12 protein-coding genes and 1 tRNA gene are annotated in these 11,414 nt (G+C 59.5%); 3 read left to right on the top strand and 10 right to left on the bottom strand.

Annotation, left to right across the window (positions count from 1 at the left end; all coding sequences use genetic code 11):
- Window positions 1-247: 247 nt before the first annotated feature.
- From FHT86_RS01445 to xylF, 4 genes are all read right to left on the bottom strand, one after another.
- Window positions 248-324, bottom strand: a tRNA-Arg gene (locus FHT86_RS01445).
- A gap of 167 nt (window positions 325-491) precedes the next feature.
- The gene (locus tag FHT86_RS01450; protein WP_133705092.1) at window positions 492-1,274 is read right to left on the bottom strand and encodes an ATP-binding cassette domain-containing protein; all 783 of its coding nucleotides are present in this window, start codon (window positions 1,272-1,274) and stop codon (window positions 492-494) included.
- A gap of 15 nt (window positions 1,275-1,289) precedes the next feature.
- Window positions 1,290-2,618 (bottom strand): sugar ABC transporter permease, encoded by a 1,329-nt coding sequence (locus tag FHT86_RS01455; RefSeq protein WP_133705093.1) that lies wholly within the window; start codon window positions 2,616-2,618, stop codon window positions 1,290-1,292.
- Between the two features lie 291 nt (window positions 2,619-2,909).
- Window positions 2,910-3,950 carry a D-xylose ABC transporter substrate-binding protein gene (xylF, locus tag FHT86_RS01460; protein ID WP_133705094.1) on the bottom strand — a complete coding sequence of 347 codons (1,041 nt, stop codon included), beginning with the start codon at window positions 3,948-3,950 and terminating at the stop codon, window positions 2,910-2,912.
- Window positions 3,951-4,171: 221 nt separating this feature from the next.
- Between xylF and FHT86_RS01465 the strand changes: the two genes are divergently transcribed.
- Window positions 4,172-5,413 carry an ROK family transcriptional regulator gene (locus FHT86_RS01465; RefSeq protein ID WP_133705095.1) on the top strand — a complete coding sequence of 414 codons (1,242 nt, stop codon included), beginning with the start codon at window positions 4,172-4,174 and terminating at the stop codon, window positions 5,411-5,413.
- Window positions 5,414-5,468: 55 nt separating this feature from the next.
- Here FHT86_RS01465 and FHT86_RS01470 read toward each other — a convergent pair whose 3' ends face one another.
- The 4 genes from FHT86_RS01470 to iolG form a co-directional block, all read right to left on the bottom strand.
- Window positions 5,469-6,092, bottom strand: coding sequence for an ATP-dependent Clp protease proteolytic subunit (locus FHT86_RS01470; RefSeq protein ID WP_133705096.1), 624 nt, complete (start codon window positions 6,090-6,092; stop codon window positions 5,469-5,471).
- A gap of 44 nt (window positions 6,093-6,136) precedes the next feature.
- Window positions 6,137-6,496: an SRPBCC domain-containing protein gene (locus FHT86_RS01475; RefSeq protein ID WP_133705097.1), complete on the bottom strand. Its 360-nt coding sequence runs from the start codon at window positions 6,494-6,496 to the stop codon at window positions 6,137-6,139.
- A complete protein-coding gene (locus tag FHT86_RS01480) occupies window positions 6,493-6,807 on the bottom strand; it encodes an ArsR/SmtB family transcription factor (RefSeq protein WP_133705098.1) in 315 nt (104 codons plus the stop codon). The genes FHT86_RS01475 and FHT86_RS01480 overlap by 4 nt, the downstream gene beginning before the upstream one ends.
- A gap of 151 nt (window positions 6,808-6,958) precedes the next feature.
- Window positions 6,959-7,951 (bottom strand): inositol 2-dehydrogenase, encoded by a 993-nt coding sequence (gene iolG, locus FHT86_RS01485; RefSeq protein WP_133705099.1) that lies wholly within the window; start codon window positions 7,949-7,951, stop codon window positions 6,959-6,961.
- 247 nt (window positions 7,952-8,198) lie between these two features.
- On the opposite strand from iolG, the gene FHT86_RS01490 reads away from it, so the two are divergent.
- The gene (locus FHT86_RS01490) at window positions 8,199-8,459 is read left to right on the top strand and encodes a hypothetical protein (protein WP_133705100.1); all 261 of its coding nucleotides are present in this window, start codon (window positions 8,199-8,201) and stop codon (window positions 8,457-8,459) included.
- Here the strand turns inward: FHT86_RS01490 and FHT86_RS01495 are convergent, their stop codons facing one another.
- Together FHT86_RS01495 and FHT86_RS01500 are read right to left on the bottom strand one after the other, a co-directional pair.
- Window positions 8,460-8,927, bottom strand: a complete 468-nt coding sequence (locus FHT86_RS01495) for a hypothetical protein (protein ID WP_133705101.1) — start codon at window positions 8,925-8,927, stop codon at window positions 8,460-8,462.
- 118 nt (window positions 8,928-9,045) lie between these two features.
- Window positions 9,046-10,053: a LysR family transcriptional regulator gene (locus FHT86_RS01500; protein ID WP_133705102.1), complete on the bottom strand. Its 1,008-nt coding sequence runs from the start codon at window positions 10,051-10,053 to the stop codon at window positions 9,046-9,048.
- A 272-nt stretch (window positions 10,054-10,325) separates the two neighbouring features.
- Between FHT86_RS01500 and chvE the strand changes: the two genes are divergently transcribed.
- A complete protein-coding gene (gene chvE, locus FHT86_RS01505) occupies window positions 10,326-11,390 on the top strand; it encodes a multiple monosaccharide ABC transporter substrate-binding protein (RefSeq protein ID WP_133705103.1) in 1,065 nt (354 codons plus the stop codon).
- Window positions 11,391-11,414 lie beyond the last annotated feature (24 nt).

Consider the following 11,414-nt stretch of genomic DNA (forward strand, 5'->3'; position numbering starts at 1 on the left):
TGCAGTTCTGCGGCGCAGGGACAATCGGTTTCCATGTTTCGTCGACTCCTCCAGCCTCGGAGAGCTGGCAGTTGTCGGGAGAGAGCGATTGGGGATGGAGTACTTTCAGCGAGACCAGTTACAAGGCCTCCAACACCTCGGGCGCATTCCTATCGCGAAAGGACAGCAAAACCTTTAGCTCTGGGAGCAAACCTTCGCAGGCTTACCACAAAGAAACTGATAAGTTCTTGTTTTTGTTCGTGATTTTTGGCGCACCCGACAGGATTCGAACCTGTGACCTTTGGAATCGGAATCCAACACTCTATCCAGCTGAGCTACGGGTGCATGCCTGAGGCGATTTGACTCGCCTGTCCGATGAGGTGGTTCTTAGCCTAGGAAGCGTTTGGCTTCAATGCGGAAAATGCGGGAAACCACATATCGGTTTGTGTGAATGAAAAAGGGCCGCGATCTCTGGGGGGCGCGGCCCTGATTGTTTGCTTGCGATATCAGGCTCAGCTCTTCATCGCGCCGGGGCCGGGGATGGCTTTGGGCGGGACCTTGCCGAGGATGATCATACCGAGCACTTCGTCCTTGGTGACGTCTTCGGTGCGGGCGTGGCCGACGACCTGGCCGTTTTTCATTACAGAGACGCGGTCGGCGAGGTCGAAGACATCGTGGATGTCGTGGCTGATGAGGAAGATGCCGATACCGTCTTTCTTCAATTGCTTGATCAGGTCGCCGACCTGCGCGGTTTCCTGAGGGCCAAGGGCTGCCGTCGGCTCGTCCATGATCAGGATGCGGGCGTTGAAGAGGATGGCGCGGGCGATCGCCACCGACTGGCGCTGGCCGCCGGAGAGCGCCTTCACCGGCTCCTTAAAGCGCTTGAAGTTGGGGTTCAGGCGGCCCATCACCTTACGGGCCGAAGCCTCCATGGCGACGTCGTCGAGCGTGCCCCAGCGGGTCTGCAGCTCGCGGCCGAGATAGAGATTGGCGGCGGCGTCGACATTATCGGCGACGGCGAGCGTCTGGTAGATCGTCTCGATGCCGTATTTCTTGGCGTCGCGGGGCGTGCGGATATCGACCGGTTCGCCATTGATCAGGATATCGCCGCTGTCGCGCTTATAGGCGCCGGAAAGAATCTTGATCAGTGTCGACTTGCCGGCGCCGTTATGCCCGAGGAGGGCTACGACTTCGCCGGGGAAGAGGTCGACCGAGGCGTTGTCGACAGCGTGAATGCCGCCGAAGGAGATGGAAATGTTCTTCATTTCCACAAGCGGAGTGGTTTGATCCGTCATGGTTCCGAATTCCTTTTACTTGGCGCGCGAGCGGTAGACGATGTCGAGCCAAACGGCGAGCACCAGGACAACGCCGACGACGACGTTCTGAATTGGCGTATCGACATTGGCGAGACCCATGCCCGATTGCAGCGATTGCATGACCAGGGCGCCGATCATCGCGCCGGCGACCGTGCCGCTGCCCCCGGCGAGCGAGGTGCCGCCGATGACGGCTGCGGCGATGGTGAAGAGCTCGTAGGTGGTGCCCTGTGAGTTGACGGCCGAGTTCAGGCGCGCAGTGGAAATCGCGGCGGCAACGGCAGCCAGAAAGCCCATCAGCGCGAAGATCTTCACGATGACCCATCGGGTCTTGATGCCGGCAAGTTCAGCAGCTTCCGGATTGCCGCCGATCGCGAAGACATAGCGGCCGAAGCGCAGGCGCGTGGCGATGAAGGTCATCACGATGCCGATGAAGACGGCGATGAGAACCGGAACGGAGATGCCGTAGGGAATGTCCAATCCCGTCTCCGGCCAGGCAATATTATGGTCTGTGGCGTAGCGCTTGGCGATGCCGATCGGCCAATAATAGCTGTTGAAAAGATAGACCGTGCCGAGGACGATCAGGGAGCAGAGGCCGGCAAGGAAATATTCCGCCCAAAGCGGACGGCGCGGAAAGTGAAAGCGCTTTCGTTGCTGGCGCGAGCCAACGATGCCGACGATGATCAGCAGGCAGGCGATCACACCCACCACCCAGCTCCAGGTCGCGCCGATCGAACCGGTGGCGCCGCCGCCGCCCATGACGAGGAAGGTGGAGTCCATCGGTGCCACGGTCTGGCCGCTGGTGACATACCAGGCAAGGCCGCGCCAGACGAGAAGCCCGCCAAGCGTGACGATGAAGGAGGGGACATTCATGAACGCAGTGATCGCGCCCTGGAAGGCGCCGATTGCCGTGCCGATCGCCAGGCCGCAGATCAGCGTGATGATCCAGGTCCAGGAACTGTCGAAGCCCAGATATTGCGGCAGCCATTTGGCCTGGATGACACCCATGATCATCGCGACGAAGCCAAGCAGCGAACCGACAGAAAGGTCGATGTTGCGCGTGACGATGACCAGCACCATGCCGGTGGCAAGGACCGCGATTTCGCAGGTCTGCACCGAAAGGTTCCAAAGGTTTCTGGCGGTCAGGAATTCCCGGCCGTCGAATATCCGGAGATAAAGATCGAAGCCGATCCAGATGATCAGCAGCGCTCCGATCATGCCGAGCAGGCGGGTATCGATTTCGGTAGCACGCAGGAAGCGGGTGATTGCGCCGGCTTCTGCGTTGCGGGGACCGCTCGATGTTGTGGACTGTGTCATGTCGGCCATCGCTTTGCCGTTCTCCCACTGTTGGGCGCGGCCTGCGATGCAATCTAGGCTATCGCCGGCGATACCGCGCCAATCTCAAAAATGCGTCATCGCCTGTGTGGCCGGTCTTCGTTCCGGTCCCGATGACCGCCATCCGGCTGATCAATGGGATATGCGATGGCGCAGCACGATGCGGGAAGCTCTGTCTCCAAATGCAAGGGAGAGTTGTCAGCTCCTGATCCGCATTCGACGCCGCAACGGAATGCCGCTGCGGCGTCGCTATTATGATCGGGTCAACCGTTCAAGGACAGCTTATTTGCAGGCTGCAACGCTGCCGGCCTTTACGCCCTGGCAAGCTTCAGCCTTGGAGATCCAGCCGGCGTCGATGACGACGTTCAGATTGTCCTTGGTGATCGGCAGAGGCGTCAGGAAGACCGACTTCATGGCAACATGCTTCGGGCCGCCGTTGAAGGTCTGGACGCCACTGACCTGGTCCATGGTCTTGCCATTGGCGAGATCGATGGCGATTTCGGCAGCGCGCTTGCCGAGTTCACGCGAGTCCTTCCAGATGGAAACGGTTTGCGTGCCGAGTGCGATACGGTTCAGAGCTGCCTTGTCGGCGTCCTGGCCGGAGACCGGAACGGAGCCGGCGAGGCCCTGGGCGTCGAGAGCGGCAACAGCGCCGCCGGCGGTGCCGTCGTTGGAGGCGACGACCGCGTCGACCTTGTTGTTGTTGGCGGTCAGGAACTGTTCCATGTTGCGCTGCGCGTTCTGCGGCAGCCAGCCGTCCGTGTAGGCTTCACCGACGTTCTTGATCTTGCCTGCGTCGATGGCGGGCTTCAGCACTTCCATCTGGCCGGAGAAGAGGAAGTCGGCGTTCGGGTCGGACGACGAGCCCTTGATGAAGACATAGTTGCCTTCCGGCTTGGCCTTCAGGACTTCGCGAGCCTGCATGCGGCCCACTTCCTTGTTGTCGAAGGTGATGTAGAAGGCAGCCGGATTTTCGATCAGGCGGTCGTAGCCGATGACCGGGATGCCTTCGTCGGCAGCCTTTTCAACGGCCGGGCCGATGGCGTCGGAGTCCTGAGCCAGAATGATGAGAGCGTTGGCGCCCTGGGAAATCAGGGATTCAACGTCGGTCAACTGCTTGGAGGCGGAAGACTGGGCATCAGCAGAAATATACTTGGCGCCAACCGCAGCAAGTGCCTTCTTGATGGCAGCTTCGTCGGTTTTCCAACGCTCTTCCTGGAAGTTCGACCAGGAAACGCCGACGACGAGATCCTTCGCGAAGGCCGCTGTCTGCATGGTCAAAACAATGGCCGCACCAGCAGCCAGCTTAATAAAAGCTCTCATATTATCCTCCCGAGTGAATGCGACCGCACGTGCCCTGAGCTCCCGCCGGCCGCCGCGATAACGCTGACGAGAAAGGTTCGGATTTTTTTTCTCGACAGTCGAGAAATTTAGTGTCAGAGATTTTTTCAACTGTCAACACCGCACTGCCAGGTTTAATCGGCCACTGAAAAGAGCCCGCTGGAGATGCGGACAGGAGGGTGGAATGAGCGGGAGGCTTGATGATGCTGGCCAAATCGAGCACCGAATTGGTCCGCCAGAAGAACAGTGTTCTGGTGTTGACGGCGCTGCGCCGCCACGGTCCGCTCGCGCATACGGAACTCTCTGATTTCACCAAGCTTTCGTCTGCAACAATATCGGTCATCACCACCGATCTTGAGCGGGCACAGATCATCGAGAAGGCGGAGCAGCAGGCCGCAAGCGGGCGGGGTCGGCCGCGTGTACTGTTCTCGCAGCGGCGCGACTGCGGCTATCTCATCGTCGTCATCATTTCGTCGGACGCCGTGCAATATTCGCTTGTGGACTATGCTGGCCGGCTTATCGATCGCTTCACCGAGGACAGACCGCAGAAGGTCTCGGGCGTCGCTTCTTTCGTGACCGGTTTGCGTGATGCTTTGAACCGAATCGTCACCCGCTCGCAACTGCCGCGCGACAAGGTTGTAATGATTTCGATCAGCAGCAAGGGCCTGGTCGAGAGTTCGGAGCCGGTGCTGCGCTGGTCGCCGATCTTCGGGCGCGAGCAGATCGATTTTGCCGCGGTGCTGCGCGACGAATGGTCGGCAAAAATCATTCTTGGCAATGAGACGCTGCTCGTCGCCGCTGCCGTCGGTCGCCAAGAGGAAGATAAAGCGGGCCGCGACTTCCGGGCGCTTGCAGCACTCTCGCTCGGCCACAGCATCGGGCTTGGCATCGTGCGCCGGGACCATGAGGGCAATCACCAAATATCGGCACCGAATTTCGGGCATATGATGCATGTGCCGGGCGGCGGTCTCTGCCGTTGCGGCGCGCGTGGCTGCATCGAAGCCTATGCCGGGTTCTATGCCATGCTGCGCACGGCCTTCGACGTGCCGCTCGATACGATCCCGGCAAAGTTCGTTCCGATTGCCGAACTCGACAAGATCGCCGCGAGCGCGCGGCAAGGCGGACGCCGCAATGTGCTCGCCTTTCGCCAGGCAGGCCTCGCGCTCGGCAATGGCCTCTCGCGGGTCCTGAGCCTGCACGAGCGGATGCCGATCGTCATCACCGGTCCGGGCGTGCGCTACTACGATCTGCTGATCGAGGGCATAACGGAAGGGCTGGCGGAATCCCATGTCGTGCGGATGGAGGGCATGCCGGAACTGCGTGTCGTCATCGACGAGCCGACGCTCGTCTTCGAGGGGCATTTGAACCGCGCATTCTCGATCATCGATAATGACATCGTGAAGAGAGGGACTTCGGTCGCAGAATTGCGCGACGAGGCCAGTTGATGCCCGCGATAGAGCAGGGTGCGGCCACAAGGCCGGCACAGCCTAACGATTGAGATCAATCCGCCGGAACTAATGGCTGGTCTTCCTCGCGAACGTTCAAAATGCGGTCGATCAAGCCCCATTCCATCGCTTCTTCGGCCGTCATGAAGTAGTCGCGGTCCATGGCGCGTTCGAATTCCTCATAGGAGCGGCCGCAATGCTCGGCGTAAAGTCGCGTCATGCGGTGCTTGGTGCGCATGATTTCCTCGGCGTGGATCAGCATGTCGGAGGCCTGGCCCTGAAAGCCGCCCAAGGGCTGATGGATATGGATGCTGGAGTTGGGCAGGGCGGTTCGCTGGCCGGGTTCGCCCGCCATCAGCAGGAAGGACCCCATCGAGCGGGCGGTCCCCATGCAAAGCGTGTATACCGGCGCGCGGATGTAGCGCATGGTGTCATACATGGCGAGGCCGCTGGTCACGACGCCTCCAGGCGAATTGATATAGAGGCTGATCGGCTTCTTCGGACTTTCCGCCTCGAGAAACAGGAGTTGCGCGCAGACAAGGGCCGAGACGGTGTCATTGACCTCGCCATTCAGGAAGATGATCCTTTCGCGCAGCAGCCGGGAATAGATGTCGAAAGACCGCTCTCCCCGGCTGGATTGTTCGATAACCATAGGGACGAGTTGCATCGCTTCGCGCATCGGCGAACTCCAATGTTATTGAAATTGTTGATTTGTTTAGTGTGTCAGGCGGCGCGCATGACGGTCAGACCGTTGTTGTTGGCCGCTGCCTTTTCGGTCTTGCGAAGCCGCGCATCGTCAAGCTCGTGGATGATCCGCAGGTTCGTGCCGCCGGTTGCGTTCGGGGCGACCCTGAAGGTCACGGTGCTTTCGAGAAAGGGAGGCTGGTCATCCCGCAGCCTGTAGCAAACCTCTTTGCCTGGCGTGGCCGATATCGCCTCGGGATCGGCCAAAGCTGCCTTCGGCAGCCAGTTTTCCCGCAGTTCAGGGGTGCTGACCGCGCGCCAGACTTTTTGCGGCGGCTCGCTGAAGTCGTATTCCAGTTCGATGACGTTTTTCCGCTCCGGAATCTTCACGTGGTTCATTGGTCCATATCCTTCAGCAAGACCTTGAGAGCTTCAATGCGGGCAGGCCAATAGGCGCGGTATTTCGCCAGCCATTGGGCAATGAGCGCAAGCCCCTCCGGATCGACTTCGTAATTCACGAAACGCCCCTGCCGTTCCTCTCTGACCAGTCCGGCACTGCGCAGAACAGCAAGATGCTGGGACATCGCCGGCTGGCTGATGTCAATGCCTTCGCGCAGGGCGCTGGCATTCATGCTGCCCGCAGCCAGCTTCTCGAAGATGGCGCGGCGGGTCGGATCGGCCAAAGCCCGGAATATCTCATTCTCTATCATGAGAACAGATAAGCACGTACTTATGTGATTCGCAAGAGGTTTCCGTATGGACCCAGTCAGGACCAAGGCGAAGCACGCAAAGAAAATTCCGCCGCGAAGCGATTCGCGACGGATTTTGGGAGGATCAAGGTCCTTGCGGAATGGAGGCTGCTCAGTCGACCTTGACCAGGCGGCCTTCCTTGACCGACTGCAGCGCGGCATCTGCCAGCTTGAGCGCGGCGAGGCCATCGGCACCGGATGGCGTGATCGCAGCGCCTTTTTCGATCGCGGCGATGAAGCTCGCGATTTCGTTGGCGTAGGCTTCGGTGTACCGGGTCATGAAGAAGTCATGCAGGGGCGGGCGGGTATAGCCGTCGCCGTTGGCGACCTCAATGGAAAATGGCCGCTGGTTTTCGGCCGCGACCATGCCCTTCGAGCCGTGGATCTCGATGCGCTGGTCATAGCCGTAGGTGGCGCGGCGGGAGTTGGAAATGATCGCCTGTTTGCCGGATGTGGTCTGCAGGATGACGGAGACGCTGTCATAGTCGCCGGCCTCGCCGATCGCTTTGTCGACGAGGACCGCGGCGGTGGCGGTGACAGCGACCGGCTCCTCGCCGAGCAGGAAGCGGGCCATGTCGAAATCATGGATGGTCATGTCGCGGAAAATTCCGCCGGAGCGCTTGATATAGTCGACCGGCGGGGCGCCCGGATCGCGGGAGGTGATCGTCACCATCTCGACCGCGCCGATGCGACCGTCGTCGATGGCCTTTTTGACCGCCATGAAATGCGGGTCGAAGCGTCGGTTGAAGCCAACCATCAGCTTGCCCTTCACCTCTTCGACCACCTTGATGCAGGCCTTAACGCGGGCGACATCAAGATCGATCGGCTTTTCGCAGAAGATTGCCTTGCCGGCTCGGGCGAAACGCTCGATAAGATCGGCATGGGTGTCGGTCGGCGTGCAGATCACAACGGCGTCGATGTCATTGGCGGCCTCGATCGCTTCGATGGTCCGGACCTCGCAGCCGTAAGCGGCGGAAATCGCTTCCGCGGCGGCCGGAAACGCATCCGCCACGGCAACGAGCTTGGCGTTGGGGTCGCCGCTCACGGCTTTTGCATGCACCTTGCCGATGCGCCCGGCGCCGAGCAGACCAAATCTGACAGTCATCTTCACCTCCCTAATTCGGAATAAATGGACTGAATAATAATCTTTATGGAATTTTCATTCCATTTTCCGATGGCGGCGTCAAGCCGCCAGCATTTCACAATTCCGAAATTCATGTCGCGAAAATGGCTTATCTTCAAATCGCCTTCGTGCGCTAGATTGGACAGGCATGATCTTATGCGAAAACCGCTTCGCACTTTTCGGGATCATGCGCTAAAGACAAGATCTCTCCAACAGGCGAACGAGGCCCATGCAACTGATCGACCCCAATCATCCCGTCTATAAGCCGCTTTGGGTGCGGGTTCTGATCGTTGCCATCTGCTTCGGCTGGGCGATTATCGAGGCCCGAGGCCCGCAGCCTTTCTGGGCTGTCCTTGCGGGCGGACTTGGTATCTACGCTGCCTGGATGCTGCTCCTAAGCTTCAATCCGCAGCCGCCCAAGGTCGAGGCTGAAAGCGCTGTTGCGGGCGATGAGACAGAAGACGAAGAGCCGACGGACGAAAAGAAATAACTATCGCGTGAGACGCCGTATAGCCTCGTCGATCAGTTGATTGGCAATCATCATGCGTGTCGTCGCCTGTTCGCGGAAGGGTGGGGCGACACCGTCGGGATGATTGATCTTGGCGAAGGCGCGGCGTTTTTCATGGAGAGACTGAAGGGTGCTCTGCGAAGAAATCGCCAATTCGGCCGCTACGTCCTCCCGCGAAGTTCGCGCCAGATACTCCGGCATTACGGGCGGCTCCGGCTCTTTCTGTTCGGGCTCTGGTAACGGCTCGGGCGAGGGGATTTCGTTGCCGAGATTGTCGACATAGGCATCGTCCGGACGAGAAGATGCCGGCGCCTCGCCTCCGAAAACGGTCGCGGCAAAGCTCACATTGAGGCCGCGAATGCGATGCGCCGCCTCATCTTTCTCTGACTTGTCTTCTTCCGCGTCGAGACGATCGAGGACGGATTGAAACAGCGATTGCCCAAACAACATGCCTGCCTCCAGAAGCGTCTGGGATAGCGATGCAAGTTGGTGTGGAGCTTATGGGTGCAGGCGTGATCCTCAATCGGAAGGCCGCCCGACGAAACCGTGAGGCGGTATTTAGGCAAGCTCAGGCAGGATCGAGGTTCCTGCTTTCCTGCAGGATCATGTCGTGCAGCAGCCGGGCGCTCGGCGGCATGGCGCGCTCGCGGGCGGTAATCAGGCTGTAGGGTTTCACCTCGATATCGAAATCGATCGGCAAGATGCAGGATTCGCCGGCTCGCGATGTCTGTCCGCACATGAATTGCGCCATATCGAGCGCGACCGGGGTGATGGCGTCCGTCCTGCAGACGATGGCAAGCGTCAGAAGCAGCGAGGAGGTGTTGATGATATTTTCCGGCAAGGGCACGCCGGCCGTAATGAAGATATCCTCCACCTTGCGCCGGAGCAAAGTGCCTGGAGGCTGGAAGACCCAATCGTAGCCCGGGAGATCCTCGAGGCTGGCGACACCCTTCTTCAGCAGCGGATGGCCATTGCGGACCACGAGACAGGCTTTCTCCACACCGATCTCATGGGCGGTGAACAGGCGCGGATTGAGCTCGTCGGGAATGCGGCTGATGATGAAGTCGTGGCGGGCGGCGAGCAGTTCGCGGGCGAGCACGTTGCTGGTTTCTACCTCGATATTGATCTCGATACCGGGATAGGTACGCGTCACGCGTTGGATCGCCGGCACGACGAGGCTGATCGCAGGCGCCGTCACGGCGCCGAGAAAGACCGAGCCGCCTTTGCCGGTTCTAAGCTCGCCGATCTCGCGGTTCGCCTCGCGCAGTTCGAGCAGAATCTTGCGTGCCCGCTTGGCCAGCGCCAAGCCGAAAGGCGTCAGCACCACGCCGCGCGCGACACGCTCGTAGAGCGGGCTTTTGACAATCGACTCCATTTCCGAGAGCATCCGCGAAGCCGCAGGTTGTGACATGTTCATAGACTCAGCCGCCGCCGAAATCTGCCCATGGTCCTCGATCGTGACGATCATACGCAGGTGATTGAGCTTCAAACCGGCCTTGAGCAGGGTGTCGTCGCGAAAACTGTCCGAGTGAATCTCGGTGCCTTCGCTCGAATAATCGTTATATATTTTCTCCATGACGGCCAAATTTCCCGTTCGTCGGCAAAAAAGTACTATTTTTTAACATTATACCAAACTGGGTATATGTTGCGCCAGTTATTCTATTTGACAGTTATACGAAATCATACGAGTTTGCCGCTCGTGCGCTGGGTGCAGCTCATGCACGTGAGAGCGTGGAGGAGACCTACTTCGTTTCTCACAATTAGAAGTAAACCTTCCTTCTACGGAACCTGCCGCAGCTTCGGGCGGGCGTTTTTTCGTCCGCCGCATTATTAACAAGGGAGAGAGTAATGAAATCCATTATCTCATTGATGGCGGCCGCTGCGTTCAGCGTCGCTACGCTGGTGGCGCCTGCCTTCGCGGCAGACAAGGGCACTGTCGGTATCGCCATGCCGACCAAGGCTTCGGCTCGCTGGATCGACGACGGCAACAACATCGTCAAGCAGCTTCAGGCCGCCGGCTACGGCACCGACCTGCAATATGGCGACGACGACATTCCGAACCAGCTCTCGCAGATCGAGAACATGGTCACCAAGGGCGTCAAGGTTCTGGTCATCGCCGCAATCGACGGCACGACGCTGTCGGACGTTCTGCAGAAGGCTCATGACGCCGGCATCAAGGTCATCGCATATGACCGCCTCATCCGCGACAGCGGCAACGTCGACTATTATGCCACCTTCGACAACTTCAAGGTCGGCGTTCTCCAGGCTGGCTCGATCGTCGACGGCCTTGGCCTCAAGGACGGCAAGGGCCCGTTCAACATCGAGCTCTTCGGCGGTTCGCCGGACGACAACAACGCCTTCTTCTTCTATGACGGCGCAATGTCTGTCCTGAAGCCGTACATCGACAGCGGCAAGCTGGTCGTAAAGTCCGGCCAGATGGGCATGGACAAGGTCGGCACGCTGCGTTGGGATCCGGCGACGGCTCAGGCCCGCATGGACAACCTGCTCTCGGCCAACTACACCGACGCGCATGTCAACGCCGTTCTGTCTCCGTATGACGGTCTTTCCATCGGCATCATCTCCTCGCTCAAGGGCGTAGGCTATGGCACCGCCGACCTGCCGCTGCCGATCGTTACCGGTCAGGACTCCGAAATTCCGTCGGTCAAGTCCATCATCGCAGGCGAGCAGCACTCCACGATCTTCAAGGACACCCGTGACCTCGCAAAGGTCACCGTCGACATGGTCAACGCTCTGATGGAAGGCAAGACGCCTGAGGTCAACGACACGAAGACCTACGACAACGGTGTCAAGGTCGTTCCGTCCTACCTGCTGACCCCGGTTGCCGTCGACAAGAGCAACTATCAGAAGGTTCTCGTCGACAGCGGCTACTACAAGGCCGATCAGTTGAAGTAATCTTCCTACATGCCGGCCAGGGCT

Source organism: Rhizobium sp. BK313, from assembly GCF_014193655.1.
In the GTDB taxonomy this organism is placed as follows: domain Bacteria; phylum Pseudomonadota; class Alphaproteobacteria; order Rhizobiales; family Rhizobiaceae; genus Rhizobium.

Coding starts and splice junctions, on each gene's coding strand:
- xylF (WP_133705094.1), bottom strand. CDS start 3,950: ATGAGAGCTTTTATTAAGCTGGCTGCTGGTGCGGCCATTGTTTTGACC.
- FHT86_RS01470 (WP_133705096.1), bottom strand. CDS start 6,092: ATGCGCGAAGCGATGCAACTCGTCCCTATGGTTATCGAACAATCCAGC.
- chvE (WP_133705103.1), top strand. CDS start 10,326: ATGAAATCCATTATCTCATTGATGGCGGCCGCTGCGTTCAGCGTCGCT.
- FHT86_RS01455 (WP_133705093.1), bottom strand. CDS start 2,618: ATGGCCGACATGACACAGTCCACAACATCGAGCGGTCCCCGCAACGCA.
- FHT86_RS01495 (WP_133705101.1), bottom strand. CDS start 8,927: ATGTTGTTTGGGCAATCGCTGTTTCAATCCGTCCTCGATCGTCTCGAC.
- FHT86_RS01475 (WP_133705097.1), bottom strand. CDS start 6,496: ATGAACCACGTGAAGATTCCGGAGCGGAAAAACGTCATCGAACTGGAA.
- FHT86_RS01490 (WP_133705100.1), top strand. CDS start 8,199: ATGCAACTGATCGACCCCAATCATCCCGTCTATAAGCCGCTTTGGGTG.
- FHT86_RS01450 (WP_133705092.1), bottom strand. CDS start 1,274: ATGACGGATCAAACCACTCCGCTTGTGGAAATGAAGAACATTTCCATC.
- iolG (WP_133705099.1), bottom strand. CDS start 7,951: ATGACTGTCAGATTTGGTCTGCTCGGCGCCGGGCGCATCGGCAAGGTG.
- FHT86_RS01480 (WP_133705098.1), bottom strand. CDS start 6,807: ATGATAGAGAATGAGATATTCCGGGCTTTGGCCGATCCGACCCGCCGC.
- FHT86_RS01465 (WP_133705095.1), top strand. CDS start 4,172: ATGCTGGCCAAATCGAGCACCGAATTGGTCCGCCAGAAGAACAGTGTT.
- FHT86_RS01500 (WP_133705102.1), bottom strand. CDS start 10,053: ATGGAGAAAATATATAACGATTATTCGAGCGAAGGCACCGAGATTCAC.